The organism is Arthrobacter sp. M4 (assembly GCF_020251205.1).
Lineage (GTDB): Bacteria > Actinomycetota > Actinomycetes > Actinomycetales > Micrococcaceae > Arthrobacter.
On the sequence record NZ_JAIWYX010000001.1, the window covers coordinates 741,996 to 761,026 of the forward strand.

The following is a 19,031-nucleotide window of genomic DNA, read 5'->3' on the forward strand; positions in this document are numbered from 1 at the left end:
TTGCGTCCGCAAGCACCGTTCGGTACTTCTCAAGACCAACCCAGTTCGAGTCCGCAGCAGGTTGCTGTCACATCCTCCTCGATGGCTGGGACCCTCAACACGTCCATGTAATACGTATTAGTAATACGTATCTGCTAGTATGAGACGAAGATCACCAGACGTCAAGTGACACCGAACTAATAACTGGCAGGAGAAGCGGCATGGGAAAAGTTCCGACCAGCCGTGACGTAGCAGCCCGCGCGGGCGTATCGCAGTCCACGGTGTCAAACGTCCTGACCGGGCGGCCTGGCATTTCCCAAGCGACCCGTGAGCGCGTACTTAAAGTCGCAAAAGAGTTGCGCTATCGTCCGAATCTGGCGGCGCGGTCCATGCGGACGCAGCGCACCGGTCGATTGGCATTGGTGCTCCCGATCACCACCTGGTTCGCATCCAAAATACTTGCTGGCGCAACCCAAGCAGCCCAGGAAGCCGGCTACACCATCGAGGTCCACACCCTCCCAGGCGACTTCCACGCGAGGCAACAACGCCTTGATGAGATCGTCAACTCCGGGCAGTTTGAAGGAGTCCTGTCTTTCGTGCCGATGCCGCCATGCCCGTCCGGTGAGGGCGGAGCGACCGTCTTGTCTCTCGCTGAGTTTGATGACGATATGAAAGTGTCTGGGGACCTCACTGATCCCGCCCCCCTTGTCACGATGATCGAAGAACTGGCCTCGCGCGGGCACCGGCGGTTCCTCCACATCACCGGAGCGCTGGCCTACCCTTCGGCCAGGGCCCGTAGGGACGCCTATGTCAGGACTATCGAAAAACTCGGGTTGCAATCCCTGGGCGTCATCGAGGGAGATTGGACCGGCGAGTCAGGACTCAACGCGATTCGCAGTCTTCCCGATGACGCCCCTCCGCTGGCAGTCGTAGCATCCAACGATTTGGTGGCCACCGGCGTCGTTCGTGGCGCACTGGAGCGCGGATGGACCGTACCCGGCGATCTCTGCGTCACAGGGTGGGACGACCTGGTCTCCAGCGCACTCCAAGTGCCGTCAATCACTACCGTCTTCCTGGACTACCAGAGGCTCGGTGCCCGATCAGTTCAGCGACTAGTTGCCGCCTTGCGTGATGAACCAGAACCGCCTTCCGGCGGAGGACTGCAGCGCATCATCTGGCGTGAGTCCACCGGCGACTTCGTTAGTTCTAAGACGCCTCATGGGAATGATTGATGCCGAGGCGGTCAGCGATTCCGATTAGTTGATCCCCCAGGGTGTGGGTGTGCTCTTCAATGTTGGCCACGCAGACCTTTTTAATCAGTTCCAGCGCGCCGCCGAGGGCGTGGATGGCCGCGAGGTTGAAGTTGCTGATTTCAAAACGATGCGCGTTGGTGCGGAGCTCGATCGTGCCGGGCGGTTGCACGTCCATCTCACTGAGCGGGCAAGGGCCGGCGAGGAAGTTGCCGAGGTCTGAGCCGGGTGCTGTGCGGCCGCGGGCTGATAGAGCCCGCAGGTCAACCCGCGGGGGCACAAAGCGCCTCCAACTTGCGCCGCCATAGCCCCGAAATCGAAAAAGGGGAACAGTATGCGAACCCCCGGGCTTCTCCCCGAAAACGGGGAGAAGCCCGGGGGCCAGTCGACCCTGTGAAGGGCTGTGCTCGACGTCGCGGGTACCAGGGCAACCATCGCCAAAGCTGTCCCGCGCACCTACACCAACACCATTGGCCACGGATAAGATCAAGCGATCCGGGCTGGCGCCACGACACTCTCGATTCATGCCCACGAGACCGCGCAACATCATCCTTGCACTGGTACTGGCCAGCACGTCTCCGACATCGTCAAACTGACGTGGGACCACACGATTACAGAGGAGGTAGTTACTATCACCTATCCGGGTGGGATGCGGTGATTGAACGAGTCTTGTATTGGTCAATTACAAAGGAGCCAGCGCCCTACGACGCCTTCTTTGCGGGGGGGCTTTGGCTTGTTCGTGCGCTGCACCGGCTGGCTCAGTATTCGGTGTGTCCGAGTCCAGGTGCGGGCACCAGTTCTACGATCGGCGCCCTTGCTGCGTGCAGTTCGAAGACTGTGATCGAGTTTTTTTCTTTTCGAAGGAGCGGTCCGGGGACGTACAGGGCATCTTGGGGGCCCCGGGACCAGTATCGGCCCAGGCAGAAGCCATTGATCCAGACGATGCCCTTGGTCCAGCCGCCCATGGACAGGAAAGTATCGGCAGGGGTGTGAACCTCGAAGTCACCGAGGACGAATGCGGGGCCGGAGACCGGCTGGTCCGGGGCAACCGGGTGGTGGTTCGCCCCGGGCAGCCCGCCGGGGATACCCGCAAGGTCCAGGGGAAGGCAGTTCCACTCTTCGACTGCCTTACCGTTGATGCGTCCTTCCCCTATGAGGCCCTTCGGCTCCCCTAGCCTCGGTCCGTAATTCACCCGGCCTTGGTCCTCAACCAGGATCTGAAGCGTTCCCACTGCATCATTGGGCAGGGTGATGGACGTCTCGTGGTGGTCACGTGCCATGGTCCCGACCGGCTGCCGGTTTAGGAAGACCTGCGCGCGGTCACGGATGGCGTCGAAGTCCAGGACCGAGGGACCACTAACAGCCACTTCGATGGAATAGACACTGAACCCGGAATAGTGCGCCAGGTCGTCGTGTGTAGGTAGAACCCTCTCCTGGTTCTCCTCCCCGAGCTGGTCCAAGGACTCCCAGAGCGACACCTTGCTTGAGAGCTGCACAACTGCGTGGTCCATGGGCTGGGTGGGTACCGGAACGTCGCTGTCATCAAGGTCGGCGTATTTGGCGATCACGGCCCGAAGGGCCCAATACTTGGCCGTCGGGTTGCCGGATTCGTCCAGTGGGGCATCGTAGTCATAGCTTGTGACCGTGGGCTGGTACACGCCCTTGTCATTGGCGCCGTTGGTGAAGCCGAAGTTCGTTCCGCCATGGAACATGTAGATGTTCACTGACGCGCCGAGCCCTAGCATGACATCCAGTTCTTCCGCCGCCGGCTCAGCCGCCGTCGTATGGTGGTGGGCACCCCAATGGTCAAACCAGCCCACCCAGAACTCTGAGCACATCAGCGGCCCGGTGGGCTGGTACCGGCGGAGGATTGCCAGGCGTTCAGCTGCGCGGGAGCCGAAGGAGCCGGTTTTGTGCAATTCAGGAAGGCTCCCGTTCGCCAGCATGCGGTCTTCGGGCTGGTCAACGGTGGTGAACGGCACGGTCAGGCCGATGTCGCGGTTGATCTGCACCAACTTCTCCAGGTAGACATGATCGTCGCCATAGGCACCATACTCGTTTTCTATCTGGATCAGGATGATGGGTCCGCCGGTATCGATCTGACGGGGGACCAAAATGGGTGCGAGCTGTTCGAAGTACTCCCTAATTGCTCCTAGGTATGCGTCATCGTCCTCCCGGATGGCGTTCACCCCGGAATCAAACAACCACGCGGGCAGCCCCCCGTTGTCCCATTCAGCGCAAATGTATGGGCCTGGCCGAACGATGGCGTGCATACCTTCAGCCGACACGAGATCCAAAAACCGTCCCAGATCCAAGATTCCCGAGGTCTCAAAAATCCCGCGGGCCGGAGCATGCGCATTCCATGGAATATACGTTTCGATGGCGTTCAGCCCCATTTGACGTGCCTTGCGGATTCGGTCCGCCCACTGCTCCGGGTGGACACGGAAGTAATGCAAGGCGCCGGAGATGATCCGGTGTGGCTGGCCGTCGAGCATGAAATCACGCTCGCCGATCTCAAAGTGGGACATTGACGGATTCCAATCTCAGGGGATGGTTTCTACAGAACGAAGCCCAAAAGCTCGCGGCATCTGAGTGTTGCTTCCGGATGCATTCCGTCAGCCGGCGCTCTGCCGATTCGCGCCTCCACAGACTAGGATAACGATTTCCAAGCTTCGTAGTCGATGGCCCAAGCTCAGCAGACTGGAGCGTCGCGACCCCTTCCTACTACACCGAACGCAGAAAGTTGTTCCTGAACCAAGATGCCAAGCCGATTGGGCAATACCAAAGGAAGCGCAAGGATCCGCTAATGTCAGCGCACGATAGGCTCTCCGTGCACGATGGGCGTCCCATACAACGCGATGCGGGCACTAGGATCGGAGAGACCCTCATCCAGTGCTAGCGACAGTGCCGCCTCTCCAAACGCCTCGAGCGGAACCTCCACCGTGCTGAAGCGAGGAAGAACATCGCCAAGCATCGGAACATGGTCAAACCCCGTGACCTCAAGATCCCGCGGCGACTCAATGCCGAGTTCACGCAGCCTGGCGATGGCACCCACCGCCATCGCGTCACTCATGGCTGCGATCACGTCCAGCTCCCTGATCCGATCGCCTAGCTCGTCGATAGCCGCATACCCCCCATCCCGGGAGAAGGCCTGGTGAACCACGTTGGACTCAGGGACGGCAATATCATGTTCAGCGAGCCCCTGGAGGAATCCGTGAACGCGATCCCTCGAGGTGATCTCTATGGGCGGTGCAGCCAGAATAGCGAAGCGCCGCTTGCCGGATCGTGCAAGCGCATCCGCGAGGAGGCGGCTCGATTCGTGATTGTCTACGGTGACGGCAGGAAAATCGAGGTCGCTGTCGCCCACGATCACGACCCGCGTGCCGTGTTCGTCGAGGGTCCGGAGCTGCGCCTCCAGAGCCTGCTCGCGGTGCGCGTCGGTGGTTCTCGCGGTGGCGATCACGACCGCGCGGTGCCGTTCGCCCCGAAGTGCAGAGAGAAGCTTAATTTCGCGCAGCGGATCGTCCAAAGTGGTGCGCACTGCGACAGAAACGCCGCGCTTTTCCGCAGCATGCATGACGCCCGAGATTATGGTCGCGGATCCGAAGTCCTCGATATCACTCACAAGCAATGCGACAGTGCGGGCGCGACCGCCTTTCGTGGTCTGCGCTGCAGGGTTCACGGCATACCCCAGGGCGTCCGCGGCGTCGAGAACTCGGAGCCGAAGCTCAGGGGACCCACTGTCCTTGCCGCGGACTCCTCCATTGAGCGCCCGCGAAGCTGTTGGGACGGATACGCCTGCGAGTCTGGCCACATCCGCCAGCGTAGGCGGTTTATTCACAGACAACTTCGATTTCCTTCCACGTGCGCTCTCATGCATACGCTATCCCATCTGTAAGGTGCTGGCGCGTGTGGATCTGGTATCGACCATCACGCGACGCGTTCCACTGCCATCGGCCCCGCCCGGCCCGGCTTCCTAGGCGGACAATGTCCACCGGTGCGCCGCCACCATTCAGCACCTCGATCTCCGTAACGTCCGTTAGCTCCACCACGATGACGCCCGATTCCTTCACCATGAGGCTGGCATCCTGCAGCGCGCCATCAACCCAGCGCATGTCCACGACAACGCCCCCTCTCGCTCTCAGACCCCGCGCGGACCCATCCGTCCAGCTCGCAGGGAGGCACGGAAGTAACGAGATCGCGCCATCGTGGCTTTGAAGGAGCAGTTCCGTGATGCCAGCCACGGCGCCGAGGTTGCCATCGATCTGGAAGATGTTACCGCCCGGCCAGTCATGATGCGGGTGAAGGTCGAGCAGCGTTGTGGAGCTGAGATCATCCAGCAGCCGCGAGAGCGCGAGCTCTGCCAGCTCCGCGTCGCCGAGCCGGGCTGCGAGGCAGAGAACCCAGGCCTGGCTCCAGCCCGTGTAACCTCCGCCGTGCTCCAGACGCGAGAACAACGCCCTTCGTACGCCCTCGAAAGCCGCAGGGTCACCGGTCCGGGTGACGCGCGATCCCGGAAACGCCCCGTAGAGGTGGGAGAGGTGCCGGTGATCCAGCTCGGTCGCCGTGAAGTCCGGCAGCCATTCCTCGGTTCGCCCGTCAGCATCCATGCCGGGAAGGTGCAGGCGCAGCAGCGCGTCCGCGGCCTCTGTCGCCAAGTCATCGTTGAGCCCCAGCTTTTCGTCGAGGGCGATGTAACGACTGAGCACCTGATGCGCGAGTTCCTGGTCGATAGCCGCTCCGGCCGTGATACTGCCCGTCGTGCCTTCGTGCGCAAAGGCATGCTCAGGGGAGCTGGATGGACTGACCACCAGCCGCTTGTCATCGCCCTCCATCAACTGGTCGAGAACGAATTCGGCCGCGGCTCGAAGTGCGGGCTGCGCGACGTCCCGGGCGAACCGATCAGACCATCGGAAGTCCAGCCGGTCGCCCAGATGCGCACAGAGCCACGCCAGCCCCATACTCCAGTTCGACCATCTGGGTTCCCCCTTAACCGGAGCACTGAACCTCCAGATGTCCGTGTTGTGATGCACGACAGCCCCACGCGCCCCATACCGCAGGCGCGCCGTAGATCGCCCAGCGACAGCGAGGTCTGACACGAGAGAATGCAACGGATGAGCAAGCTCCCCGAGGCCGACAAGCTCGGCTCCCCAGTAGTTCATCTGCACATTGATATTACTCGTGTAGTTCGAGCTCCACCCAGGCCGCACGTCGACGTTCCAGATCCCCTGCAGGTTTGCCGGCTGCGTCTCCGGGCGGGACGAGGAGATGAGGAGGTAACGCCCGAGGTCGAAGTAGCGTTGCACCGCTGCTGGCGCCCCCGACGGCGTGAGATCGATCGCAGCACGGTCGAACCAACCGGCGTAATCGGCCCGATGCCGGCGGGCCAGTTCGCCCGAAGGAGCGCTCAGCGCAGATTGGACGCGGGCGCGAGCCGTCGCGACCAGCTGCTCAAGGTCGATACTTACAGGCTCGTTATGGCCTTGAAACCCGCTTACCACGGTCGCGATCAGTCGAGCGGTATCACCGCGCTCCCGTTTCACGGCGGCAGCGATAGCCCAGCCCATCCCTGCGGGCGCGACTGCACCCGGCCCGATCGGCTCATCACCGTACCGCACCGCTTCTGGGTCCTCCACGTAATTCGGGAGCACCAGAGCTGGGGCGCGGCCGGCCGCGAGGACCCACTCCACGTCACCGTCCGCAGCCCTCTCTTCGAACAGCACAGGATGGGGACTCTCGAAACTAACGCTCGCCTTGGGGTACAGGGGACGAACGTCCCCTTCCGCCTCAGCGACGAGCACCCGATCCGGGGCAGTGACGTACGCATGCATCCGTTGGCCGGCATGTTCGACCGTCGCTTCGGCCAGCCTCAGATCGAGACGTCTTCTATAGTCGTCCGCTGGCGCGGGGTCCCCCCAATGCCAGGTGAGGCGGCCGACGGGCTGGTACGACTGCGTGTAGCGGTCCGACTGAAGACGCCGTGCCAATGCGTCAGCTGAGGCATGATCATGACCAGCGATCGCTTCACGCAGCCGATCGGCGATGTCCCCATGCGGGGCCTCGGTGTCGGAAAGCGGTCCGCCCGACCACACGGTGTCGAGATTGAGGTCGAACGTCTCGGTACCATACCCGCCATACACAGTGGCGCCGAGCGTTCCATTGCCGAGGAGGAACCCCTCGGTGAAGTTCACCGCTGGACAACTATCGAAGATCACCCCGGGATCGGTTCCCAAAAGGCCCTGGGCGGCGGCCTTCTCGCTTTCGATAGGCATGGAGGCGTCCTTTCACTGATGGGAGTTGATAGCTTACCTCCCTTTAAGGATAGCGTTATCCGACTGCAATTGGTTCGTCCGCCCTGTCAACCCCGACACTCCATCGCTTTCCCAGGGAACGTGCTGATGATCAACGACCGGCCGTTCAACCCTGCAGACCGGGCCACGACATGCCCGTTCGTGTTCTTATTGGTGCCGCGCTCCCAGGGCGATCGGGGCTCGCGGCAGTAGACGGGGACGCCGGTAGCGGCGGTGAAATCGGCGGGAAGATTCATTTCGCTTCCCTGATCCCAAGTCAGTGATCAGGCTCTTCACTCACCCGCGAACCTCGCGTTGGTGGCTGCTGCATTCAACGACCGACCCCGCGCGCCGTCCTTGATGACGACACCCGGGCAGAACGCTTTGCTAGGCTAAACACCCACATATAACCGCTGAGCATTGCGGCGTTCGTTAGAATCCGCCCCGTCCTACCAGGGCCAAACAAAACTGTCACAGTCGGCACTGGTGAACGTCGTTCAATCTGATCGTTGGACCGGGCGATACGCATATCGGAGGCAGATAACGACCCGGATTGACTCGCGATCCAGGAGCGCTTCGTTGCCCGGCAGTGTCCGTAGTTCGGCGCCAGTGGGGCTGTTTACTTCAGCGATTCTGGCAGCGTTCTTGCTTAACACCATTGATGACCACCGCGTAGACGGTCTTCGCGATGGTCATCAATGGGGGCGTTGTCAGCCCAGTTCAGTTGGCCGACGGGCCCGTCGCCTGACGAGTGCGTCAGTCAGCAAGCACTCGCGGTTAGAGAACGAGTGACGATCGCGAAGTTCCCGAGGGGTCCAGCCGAAGCACAAGGGCTGACATCGCCGCCCGATCGCAGCGCCCGTTCCGTCGCTGTCGAGGTCAGCAGGACGCCGTGATCTGCGTGCGTCGGTCAAGGAACGGGGAACGGGTGGGCGAAGGGGACGCCCGCAATGAACCGCTCGATTTCGGCCAGAGCCGCATGACCGAGCCTTCTCAGCTCGACACCGGTGGATCCGGCAAGGTGCGGGGTGAGGAAGACGTTGGGCAGGGTGTAGAGGGGGTGTCCCTCGGGCAGCACTTCCGGTTCAGTGACGTCCAGGATCGCCCGGATCCGGTTCGCGGCGAGTTCCTCGACGAGGGCGTCCTGGTCGACCAGGATCCCTCGGGCCGTATTGACCAGGGTCGCCCGGTCGGGCAAGGCGGCGAGCACCTTGCGCGAGATCATCCCCTCCGTCTGGGGAGTCACCGGGGCGTGCAGGGAGAGCACGGTGCTCCGCCGGGCAAGGTCTTCAAGATCGCTGACGAGTTCCACCCCGAGGCGTGCAGCAGCGGCCTCCCCCAGGTACGGGTCGTACACGAGCACTTCTACGTCCCGAGCGGCGAGCTGCTCGATTACCATCATCCCGATCGTCGATGCTCCGACCAGGCCCACCGTGGTTCCATACAGGCCGGTATGCGGTAGCTCGGCCTCGCGGTAAACCTCTCGTTGCTCACGGCAGTACTGTCGCGAGACCCAGAAGGCGTCTTTGGCGGCCAGAGTGATCATCGCGATGGTGAATTCCGCGACGGGGATGCCGTTAGCGACACGAGCCGATGACACCGCGATCCCACGTTCGCGGGCGCTGTGATCGAGGAACCCGACTCCCCCTCCCCAGTGCACCACCGCACGCAACGCCGGTAGCTGCTCGAGCTGCTTCGCGCCGAGGAACGGGACACCCCAGCCGCTGATCACCAGTTCGACGTCGGCGAGCCCTTCCAGAACAGGCTCACGGTCCTCCACCCAGGTCAGGAGCCGTTGCGGGTCCACGTCAACGAGCTCACGCAGGCGCTCGATCTCGCTTTCGCCGAAGACAAAGGGCATGACCTCGGGGTTCATGGCGAACACCGCCTTCACGCCTGCCATCAGTTCCTCTCCTCCACTACGGTGATCACACGGGCTGTTGCTCCGGGCAGGGTCCGCACGGCGAGCCCCCCAGAACGTTGTTCAAGCGACCAGGATGCCGCCCTATTCGGGTAAGCCACGAATGCGGATCCGTGGACATCGGGGATCAGCAGCTCTGCTGGTTCCTCTCCGCGATCCCAGATATAGAGCCTCACACCGTCAGCATGACGCAATCCCAGGCAGACCGTCCGGTCCGTCCAGGCCGGTAGACCGAGTGGCCAGAACGGGATCGCCGAGCTCAGAAAGTGACGGTCCCGTCGATACAGAGCGACAGCCTCGCTCACAAGCTCACGCTGAGAGGAGCTGAGCTGGTCGAGGAAACCGGAAAGGTACAGACGGCCGCTGAGCCCTGTGACCAGCGTGAACGCCGTCTCTTCTGCCGTCATGTCCGACGCCGGATAGGCCCAGTTCCCACACTGTTCGGGAATGATGTGGGCCGGAGCCGAAGCCGCGACCGGAGGATACAAACGGAAGTCCTGTTGATCACTCGTGGACTGGATGTGGGTCACAGAAAGCAGCGAGTAGTCAGCACGCATCGCACCAGAGCTGCAATTCTCGATGAGAACGTGCGGATGCCGCTCACCGATCCCCACCAGCCAGTCGCGCAGCGCCCGCGTGTGCCCAAGCAGCCCGTCACCGGCGCCGACCGCCTGCCAATCCGTGCCAACACCGGGATTGATGTTGTAGTCGAATTTGAAGTACGACACACCGAAATCACTGATAAGCCCATCAATCACCCTGTCGAGGTGACGCCGCACTTCGGGATGGCGCAGATCCAGGTGATACCGGTCGTGCTCGCGGACGCGCTCGCCGAATCTTTGGAAGAACCACTCGTCAGGAAGTGCGGCAGCGAGCGGGCTCTTGACCCCCACAATCTCGGGCTCCAGCCAGATGCCGGATCGCATGCCGTTGCTGTGGATCTCCTCGATGACTGCCCCAAGACCGCCCGCGAAGCGGCCGGGGGCCTCGGTCCATTCACCGATGGTGTCCCACCAGTCGCCGATTTCCGGGTCCGCGAACCAGCCTGCGTCGATGCAGAATACCTCTGCACCTGCAGCCGCGGCTTCCCGGATCAGCGGAAGGAGGGCCTCAGTTGTCGGCTGCCCCATGAGCGTATTCATGAAATCGTTGTAGATGACGGGCAGGTCGCCTCCCCGAGGCGCATCGCCCCGCAACCATCGACGGTAGGCCGTCAGTTGCCCAAGCGCGCCGTCCCGGCCCTGTTCCGACACCGCGACTGCTATCGCGACCGCCTCGAACGAAGCACCCGGTTCGATCCGATGGGCAAAATGATGCTCAAGGTCGGCGGGCCCCAGGAGCGCCAGAACGGCCCCCTCCCGCGTCGCGGACAAGTCAGCGTGCCACCCGGCGCTCGTCTCAATCTGCCAGGCGACCGTCTCCCCGGACACGCGGTCAGCAAGATACCCGATCGGCAGACGCTCACCACTGGACCATCCACCGTGGCTTGTGATGCCATGATGCCCGCGGGCGTCCTGACCATGGAATGCCAGGGCAAGTTGAGGAAGAACCTCGCTCAGAGGTACTTCCTGCCAGCGGTTCTCACCGAGCCACTCGCTCGCCGCCGTTCCCACGTCAATTCCGTCGAGACGCTCGGTCTGGGCAATACCGAACGACGTCGTGACCGCAGTGACCGTGAGCGGCTCACTCGAGGTGTTACGCAGAAGGGTTTCAACGCGCATCACACTCATCCCGATAGGGCGGCTCAGCGTGGTCTGCACGGAAAGACCGGAGAGCTCATCGCGCTGCTCCACCATCAGGCGCTGCATGCCGTCTTCGCTCTGTTCTTCAAGGTGATGCACACGCAGCCGGGACCCAACAGCGGAGCGCACATAGGCCTGACTCGTTCGCGCGCGTTGCTCGCGCGCCGTGAACACCTCCACAAGCGGCACGCCCTGTCGACCGAGAAGCTCGACGCCGTCGAGGGAGATCAAGGAGAGCGGTTGCTCTGCCGACCAGTGCAATTCAGCGAGAAGCGAAGCCGCCTGCTCGCCTTCATCGGCCAGTGCTACCCGTTCATCAGACACGGTCACTTCAGGCTTCCCATCGTCACACCTGCACGCCAGTACCGCTGCATGGCGACCAAAAGGAGCACCATCGGAATGGTCGCCACGAGCGAACCTGTGATTACGAGCGTCGTCACATCCACTTGCGAGTCTGCTCCCCTTCCCATCCACGAATAGAGGCCCAGCATGACCGGCCATAGATTGCGATCACGGAGCATGATCAGTGGCCCATAAAAAGAGTTCCACGCAGCGACAAAGTGCAGCAGGAAGATGGTGGCTCCAGCCGTGGTAAGCAGGCGCAGGCCGATGCTGAAGAACGTGCGGTACTCGCCGGCACCGTCAATTCGGGCTGCTTCCAGAAGTTCCTGGGGCACGGCACCTTCCGCATACACTTTGGCCAGATAGACGGAGAAAGGTCCGAAAAATGCGGGGATGATCATCGACCAGATGGTGTCGAAGAGCCCCAGCTGCACGAACAGCAGGTATGACGGGACCGTGAGAAGTGCGCCAGGGATGAGGAAGGAACCGATAACGAACGCCATCGAGGTTCCCTTGCCCCTGTACTGGTACATTGCCAGACCGTAACCGGCAGCCAGCGCGATGATCGTCTGACCGATTGACCCGGCAGTGGCGTAGAGGACCGAATTCCACAGCCAAAGACCGAAGGATCCGTTCTCATATTTGAAGAGTTCAACGATGTTGTCGATCAGGCGGAAGTCGGCGAACCACAGACCGTTGGTGGTGTATAACTGCTCCCTGGACTTGGTTGCCGAAACGATCAACCACCATGCTGGCCCGACGGAGTAGATCGTGAACAGGATCAGGCCAGCGAGCACGAACCACTTCGATGCGCCGCGTACAGCTGCGCCACCCGAGTCATCACCCATCGCCGCCCCTCTCCGCCGACGACGCACAGCACGCGGGTCCTTCCGCTCAGCCGACATCACCGCCCGCGTCGTGTCCGCCGTCTCATTGTCCATACGTGTGAGGCTCATGATCCGACCTTGTTCGTGAAGCGGTAGATGACAGCGGAGGCAATCCCGACAACTCCGGCAAGTATGATCGACAGCGCTGCGGCATAGTTAAGGTTTCCAACCTGGAATGCTTGGTTATAAATCACCATGGCCGGGGTGAAGTCCTTCGTAATCGTCTCCGGCGACACCGAGCGGAACAGCACCGGCTCAGCAAAAATCTGCAAGGTGCCAATGATCGCGAGCAAACCCGTCAGCACCAGCGACGTGCGGACGAATGGCACCTTGATCGACAGTGCGATGCGCAGCTCAGAAGCGCCATCAACGCGTGCGGCATCGAAGAGTTCGCGTGGAACTGACTGTAAAGCACCGTTGAGAATCAACATGTTGAATCCGATGGTCCCCCAGATATGAAGGTTTCCGATGGATACCCAGATCATCGACCCCGCAAAGAAATTAATGTCGAGATGCAGCAACTCAAAGAGCGACTGGAACGGACCCACTGTCGGGCTGTAAAGATAGATCCAGATCATCGTGGCAACGATGCCAGGGATCATGTACGGCACAAGCAGCGAAAGCCGGAAGCGACCTGCAACTCGGCGAGTGACGGCGTCAACCAGCAGGGCGAGCATGAGGCTGACAATCTGCGTCAGCGGCACCACGACCACGGCATAGCTTCCTGCCCGGAGCATCGACTCCCAGAAGACACCGTCGGCCAAGCCCCGGGCGAAGTTGTCGAACCCCGAGAACGTGACCTGCGCTCCACCGAATCCGAGACCAGATGACTTGGTCGTGAACAGACTCTGCCCGAGCGCCATGACCACCGGAACCAGCGTGAACAGCGCGAAGCCCGCGAAGAAGGGCCAGGTGAACGACGCCCCCTTGAGTCGCTGCACAGTGCGCCAGGACAATCGTGGAGACCCGGATCTCTCACGTCTGACCCGTTTTGACGCCAGGTCCAGTTCGTGCTCACGCACGTCCGTGACGGATGACATCCGCGTCTCCTTCCTTTGATATGACGAACGGACTACTTCGCGATCGTGTAAGCGATGCCCTTGCTCTTCAGATCGTCCGCAATGTACGCCTCGACATTCACCAGGGCCTGCTTGAACGTGATCTGCTTGGCAACAGCCTTGCCCCACTGGTCCTGCAGCTGCGGGAACCACGAATCGTAGTCGGGGCCCTGCTCGAACCCGCCGATCACATTGGCCTGCGCATCAGCAATGACCTTCCCGACCTCCTTGGGCGACTGAGCGAAAAGCTTCGTAGGAACCACCGCCTCCGTGTACTGCGACACATCCTTCAGCGCCGCCGGAACCGCAACCGTTCCCGTGTCCTTAGTGCGGCTCGCCTCGATACCCTTCGGATCGGTCAAGGCGAAGGTCACGAACTTCACCGCCGCGTCCGGGGTCTTGCACCCGACCGGAACGATTGACGCCGTGGCTCGACCAGGGGCTCCCTGGCCCGCCCCGCCCTCGAACTGCGGGATGGGAACGGCCTGCCAGTCGCCGAGCGAAGTCTTGAAGTTGGTCTGCAGCCCAGGCAGCGACCACCACTGCGTCGGCAGCGTCGCCAGTTTGCCACTGTCGAAGTACGAGTACAGTGCCGGGCGATCCTTGTAAGTCTGCGTCGAGTTCAGGCCGTTGTCCACGATCTGCTGGAAGACATCAGCCGCCTTCAAGGTCTCCGGGCTGTGCAGGTTGACGACCCACTTGTCACCGTCAATCTTGAACCATTCGGCCTTCGCCTGCTGCGCGAGATCGAGCAGCACGCTCGGGTCCTCACCTGCAAGATTGATCACCTTGGTCCCGGAAGGCGCAAGCGCCTTACCGGTCTTGATCAGTTCCTCCCACGTCTTCGGGGCCTCGACGCCAGCGGCCTTCAGCGTCTTCGAGTTGACCACCATGAACTTCGCGCTCGCACCAGTCGGGATGCCGTAGTACTTGTCCCCGAGCTTTGCCGCAGACAACGCCCCGGCACCGAACTTGTCTTCGATCGGCTTGACATACGCGGTGATGTCCTGAGCCCATCCATTCACGAGCGACGTCGCCAACGGCGCAAAGCCCTGCGCCAGGCACGGAACGTCCTTCTTGGACTCCATCACATTACGGAAATTGGTCTGCATCGCGACATTGTCCGCCTGCTGCACATATTTGACCTTGACCTGGTCCTGACTCATGTTGAACGCGTCAACAACCTGCTTTTGGACCGGGTCCCACCCCCACACGTCGATCGTAACCGGTTCGCCGGGCTTTCCCTGGGGTTCCGTCGCGGTTCCGGTGGAGCAGCCACTCAAGAGGGCGGCGGCCGTAAGACCTGCAGTGAGGGCGAGAGCCCGTCGATTTCCAGATCGCATGAATCACTCCTTCGTGTTCCACACCCACATGGTGTGCGGATCGGTACAAGTAGTCCCACTCGCCTCCGAATGGATAACGTCATCCAATTATGCTGTGACCGCGCCCACCCTGTCAATGTCGAATGCGGCCTGTGACAGAGGTTCAAAAGTCGGTCGAGACAGCACGAGAGGGGACCGTGTGTTGGACACGATCCCCTCTCGTCGCGAGCTACCGCGGCCTTTCAGCGTTAAGACGGAACTCTGTTATCGGAGCGTGCCGAAGAGCTGGATCTCCGCCATGTTGCCCCGCCAGTTGCTCGCATTCGTCACCTTGAAATAGCGGTAGGACGTGCTGTCCGTGACAGGACGCGCGGTCCACACGCCATCCTTGCTACCCGTGAGCGGCGCGCTCAAGTTCGTCCAGGTCTGACCGTCGTTCGAACCCTGCACGAAGGTGCCGTCAGCGCGGACGGTCTGACCGGTTCGCGGAAGGAAGAACAGATCGTTGAGCTGGACCGACTTCCCGGCACCGAAATCGAGAGTGTAATAGGCTGCGGCCGCCTGGAGATCAGTAAACGTCGTCGAGTCGTTGTCGAACAGCAGGTACCCGACCTTGTCCGCAGGCAATGGGTTGCTGGTCGCCAATTGGGGGGAAGAGGCGACGACGGTCGCGCTGTTTGCCACGTCGATGCGCTGGGCCCGGTTACCTCCGACGAACAGGTTCTTTCCGTCGGTGGTGCCGTACAGGGTGGGACCTGCCTTGTCGCCGTCGGTGTAGTCGACGCTGAGCGAAACAGGGCCGGCTGCGACGCCGTCAAGAGCGACAGGGGCCAGCCAGTTGATACCGTCGCTCGACGTGGCAGCCTTCTGGATGCCCATGACGTTGACGTTAACGGCCTGGACCGCCTTCTTCGTGGTCACGGTGACATTGACGGTATCGCCCACCGATACCTTCCCCGCAACGGCATCGGGGGACGTGATCACGGCCGAGGCGATCTGATTTCCAATCTCGTGGCGTTCGCCGTAGATGTGGAATTCGGTCATCTCGAACACCCCCCGAACAATGCCGTACAGCACGTCAGGTAGCTGCTTGATCATCTGGACCTTGAGATACCGGAATTGCGTGTCGATGAACTCCGGTGCCACATCGAGAGTGTTGTAGTCCTGAGTGAACGCCGTGGCTCCCGGCGTGATCCTGGTCCAGTTGACGCCGTCGTTCGAGCCGTACATCGTCGAGTTAGCGAGCCGGTCGGCGAAGATGTTGCTCTGGAAGCCGAACTTGCTGGCCGAGACACGGAAGTCAGGGCCGAAGTCGAAGATGTGCGACATGTTGACGGCTTGCGGGTAGCCGGTACCGGTCTGCTCGTCGCCGTCCAGCAGAAGGGGTGTGCGTTCCTTCGCTGTGGAGGAGAACAGGACGTTCCGGTAGTCGAGGCTGCCGTCAAGGGCGGACTTCGGCGAGATAAGGCGCAGGCCGTCCGCCGCTGCGACCATGGCGGCCATGGTCGCCTCGTACTCCGCGTCGGTGCTGTTCTTCCGCAGGTTCTTGGCAGCATCTCGTGCAGCGACGAACGCGGCGTCCGTTGCGGACTCATAGCCGAGATCCGGCTTGTAGTCCTTCCCCGCCACCGCCAGAGCCGCAGCGCGGTCCGGGGCGGTGTCCAGCACGATCGTGCGCGCGACAACGCTGGTTCCATCATCAGCGGCGAGCGTGATCGTCCCCGGGTTCTCGCCATTCCAGCTGAGGTGGCCCGTGGCCGAGTCGAGTGTCGCGCCGTTCGGCAGCCCGGTCGCGCTGTACGTGATGGCACCCGGGCCGGTGGCCGCGAGGTCGATCTCGAGGTTGGCACCCTTCCAGCCGACGATCCTCTTGGCTGCATTCGCCGGGAACGTCGGGCTGTGAAGGTCTACCTGGGCGTTGATGTCGATGTTATCGATGTCGACCGTGGCGCCCTCGGTCTCGACGTACAGGATGTCGCCCATGGAACGTTTCGCGGTGACGTATCGCCATTCGCCGCGGGTATCAGGCACGGTGATGTCGGTGTCTCGCTCCACCGTGTTGGCGTGGCTGACGCTCCCAAGGTGGATGACGGCCGCGCCGCGCGTGCGCACGCGGAAGCCCTGCTGCGGATTGTTGTTGGCACCGCTGAGATAGGCGATCTTCGAGCCTCCGGGCATGCTCACAAACCCGTCGCCCGTAGTGACGTCGCCGGCGAGGCGCGTGTAGTGCTGCTCGATCTCAAGAATGTTGGGGTTGGCGTTCGGCGGTGCCGCAGTCTCGCCTGCTGCCGCCGCGGGAGCGAACATCCACGAGTCGCCACCACCATCGTGGCCGTCCCAGGTGATCTGCTGAGGGGTCAAGCGCTTGGCGTACGCCTCAGCGTAGAACGGAGCGATCTTCGCGACGTCCACTCCGCGCACGTACTTGTAGTAGTAGTACATCTCCCAGAAGCTCGCGGTCGAGTACCGGCCACGGTAGCCATCGGCAATGTGGTTATAAGTGTCACGGATCGTGCCGTCCGGAGAGATGGCGTACCCGACCGGGGTCCACTCGGGATCGCGGCCGGACATGAACTGCCAGAAGTAATCGGCTGCCTTGATGACCCGGTCATCGAGGAACTCGTACGGTCCCACAGCGTTGGCTGCGGTCGATACCGTTCCTTGAACGGGATCCATCTTGGTGCCCTGGGACAGCATCATACGAGCGAGGCCCGCAAAGTTCGTGAGATCGCCGCCGCCATGGGCTTGATCACGCCCCATTTCCACTTGCTGAACATGCGGGTTGGGGATCGGTTCGCCGGTCTTGTCATTCTTGTCGACCCACCGGGCCAGACGCGAGATGGACCCGTTGAAACCCTGATCCTTAGCCGTCGAATTCACCGTGAACCACTCGACCTTCTCCCGATACAGCGCAGCATCGTCCATGAAGATCGATCCGGCCATCGACCCCAGCAGCGGGTAGTTGTGCTGATTCATGAAACGGTCCGGCGAGGACATGAAGGTGGCGATCGCCGGCCGGATCAGATTGTTGCTGAAGGCCTGGGCATCCGCATCGGTCAGCACAAGCGCAGGGTCGCTGCCACAGCTCGTGTACCGCAGCAGTTCAGCCGCGGTGGCCATGCGGAACAGCGGAACGCCATTGTGGATGTGCGAATCGGTGTAATACGTGAATTGGGTCGGGTCCATCTGCGCCCAGTTGCGGATGATCGCCAGAGCATTGGCCCGGTAGACCTGCTTCCCCGTGAGCACGTGCATGACGGCCTGCGAATAGGCCTTCAGCCCGTCGTTCTCGAACAGGAACCGTGTGCCCGAATTGAACGCGGTCGTACGCGGCTTGGTCGGATCGGCGCCGGCGTTGGAGGGCGTGGCGTTTTCCGCTGCGGCAGGCGCGCGCTTCAGCGCGTCGAAACCCGAGACCCACGGTTCCGCGCCCGCTGCAAGCCCGGCCTTAACATTCTGGATGATGGGCTCGGTGAGACCGATCCCCGGGTGGGTAAAACCTTCAGCGCTCGTGGTCGAGTGAAACTGCACATCGCAGGTGCCCGAGACCGTTGTAGCCTGCGCAATCGGTTGCGGCAATGGACCGAGTAGAACGCCTAGCACTGAACCTAAGGCGAGCGCTCTCTTGAGCATGTGGGAACGCCGTGAGATGACGTGAGATGGGCTCATGACTTGTACCTTCTCCGTTGAGGGTGATTGATGACGCGCCGGAAGGCAAACGTTATCCGCCTCGACGATATCCGACACCCAATGACAGGGCAATGCCTTGCGTTAACTCGCCGATAACTTAGGCGCCGAGACGGATGCGGTGGCGTTTCGAGCGCATGCCCGATTTCAGTGGACTCGCGATGACTCACGGGCCCGGCCGCGACGAAGGAGAACGCCCTCTGAGGCACTCAGGCCCAGGCTGGGCAGGACCCCAGGTTCTTGCCTCCTGATCAGATGCCCAGGCCAGACCGCGCGCCTCATACCACCCCTTCAGTCCGGGCAGCCTGGCTCTTGATGGCCCCGTGGATCCTCAACGCTACGACAACATGCAGTACCGTGTGGGGCGCAGCGGTCTCAAGCTTCCCGCCATTTCGCTCGGGCTCTGGCATAACTTCGGAGACGGCAAGCCGTTTGAGACTCAACCTGCCATACTGCGCCACGCGTTCGACCGCAGAATCACTCAGTTCGACCTCGCCAACAACTACGGTCCTCCCGATGGTTCAGCCGAGACGACGGATCGTCCTGGATCACG

General features: G+C 61.9%; 11 protein-coding genes and 2 pseudogenes. 2 read left to right on the top strand and 11 right to left on the bottom strand.

What is annotated here, in order from left to right; all coding sequences use genetic code 11:
- The first annotated feature begins 200 nt into the window (after nucleotides 1–200).
- Complete coding sequence (locus LD110_RS03405; protein WP_225496345.1) at nucleotides 201–1,211, top strand: LacI family DNA-binding transcriptional regulator; 1,011 nt, start codon at nucleotides 201–203, stop codon at nucleotides 1,209–1,211.
- On the opposite strand, the gene LD110_RS03410 is transcribed toward LD110_RS03405, so the two are convergent.
- The 11 genes and pseudogenes from LD110_RS03410 to LD110_RS03460 all read right to left on the bottom strand — a co-directional run bounded on the left by LD110_RS03410 (nucleotide 1,186) and on the right by LD110_RS03460 (nucleotide 18,460).
- Nucleotides 1,186–1,407 (bottom strand): hypothetical protein, encoded by a 222-nt coding sequence (locus tag LD110_RS03410; RefSeq protein ID WP_225496347.1) that lies wholly within the window; start codon nucleotides 1,405–1,407, stop codon nucleotides 1,186–1,188. The genes LD110_RS03405 and LD110_RS03410 overlap by 26 nt on opposite strands.
- Before the next feature lie 580 nt (nucleotides 1,408–1,987).
- On the bottom strand, nucleotides 1,988–3,757 hold the full coding sequence (locus LD110_RS03415; protein WP_225496348.1) for a beta-galactosidase family protein: 1,770 nt from the start codon (nucleotides 3,755–3,757) through the stop codon (nucleotides 1,988–1,990).
- Between the two features lie 281 nt (nucleotides 3,758–4,038).
- A complete protein-coding gene (locus tag LD110_RS03420) occupies nucleotides 4,039–5,043 on the bottom strand; it encodes a LacI family DNA-binding transcriptional regulator (RefSeq protein ID WP_308012399.1) in 1,005 nt (334 codons plus the stop codon).
- Between the two features lie 58 nt (nucleotides 5,044–5,101).
- Nucleotides 5,102–7,501, bottom strand: a complete 2,400-nt coding sequence (locus tag LD110_RS03425) for a glycoside hydrolase N-terminal domain-containing protein (RefSeq protein ID WP_225496352.1) — start codon at nucleotides 7,499–7,501, stop codon at nucleotides 5,102–5,104.
- 173 nt (nucleotides 7,502–7,674) lie between these two features.
- Nucleotides 7,675–7,803: pseudogene (locus LD110_RS03430) on the bottom strand (IS30 family transposase); the annotation flags it as partial.
- Between the two features lie 626 nt (nucleotides 7,804–8,429).
- Nucleotides 8,430–9,422 (bottom strand): hydroxyacid dehydrogenase, encoded by a 993-nt coding sequence (locus LD110_RS03435; protein ID WP_225496354.1) that lies wholly within the window; start codon nucleotides 9,420–9,422, stop codon nucleotides 8,430–8,432.
- The gene (locus LD110_RS03440) at nucleotides 9,422–11,512 is read right to left on the bottom strand and encodes a glycoside hydrolase family 36 protein (protein WP_225496356.1); all 2,091 of its coding nucleotides are present in this window, start codon (nucleotides 11,510–11,512) and stop codon (nucleotides 9,422–9,424) included. The genes LD110_RS03435 and LD110_RS03440 overlap by 1 nt, the downstream gene beginning before the upstream one ends.
- Entirely contained in the window at nucleotides 11,509–12,480 is a 972-nt protein-coding gene (locus LD110_RS03445) for a carbohydrate ABC transporter permease (RefSeq protein WP_225496358.1), read from the bottom strand. The genes LD110_RS03440 and LD110_RS03445 overlap by 4 nt, the downstream gene beginning before the upstream one ends.
- On the bottom strand, nucleotides 12,477–13,451 hold the full coding sequence (locus LD110_RS03450) for a carbohydrate ABC transporter permease (protein WP_225496360.1): 975 nt from the start codon (nucleotides 13,449–13,451) through the stop codon (nucleotides 12,477–12,479). The genes LD110_RS03445 and LD110_RS03450 overlap by 4 nt, the downstream gene beginning before the upstream one ends.
- 32 nt (nucleotides 13,452–13,483) lie before the next feature.
- On the bottom strand, nucleotides 13,484–14,635 hold the full coding sequence (locus LD110_RS03455) for an ABC transporter substrate-binding protein (RefSeq protein ID WP_374200295.1): 1,152 nt from the start codon (nucleotides 14,633–14,635) through the stop codon (nucleotides 13,484–13,486).
- Between the two features lie 420 nt (nucleotides 14,636–15,055).
- The gene (locus tag LD110_RS03460; RefSeq protein ID WP_225496362.1) at nucleotides 15,056–18,460 is read right to left on the bottom strand and encodes a putative Ig domain-containing protein; all 3,405 of its coding nucleotides are present in this window, start codon (nucleotides 18,458–18,460) and stop codon (nucleotides 15,056–15,058) included.
- 365 nt (nucleotides 18,461–18,825) lie between these two features.
- Between LD110_RS03460 and LD110_RS03465 the strand changes: the two are divergent.
- A pseudogene (locus LD110_RS03465) lies at nucleotides 18,826–19,008 on the top strand (L-glyceraldehyde 3-phosphate reductase); the annotation flags it as partial.
- Between the last annotated feature and the right edge of the window lie 23 nt (nucleotides 19,009–19,031).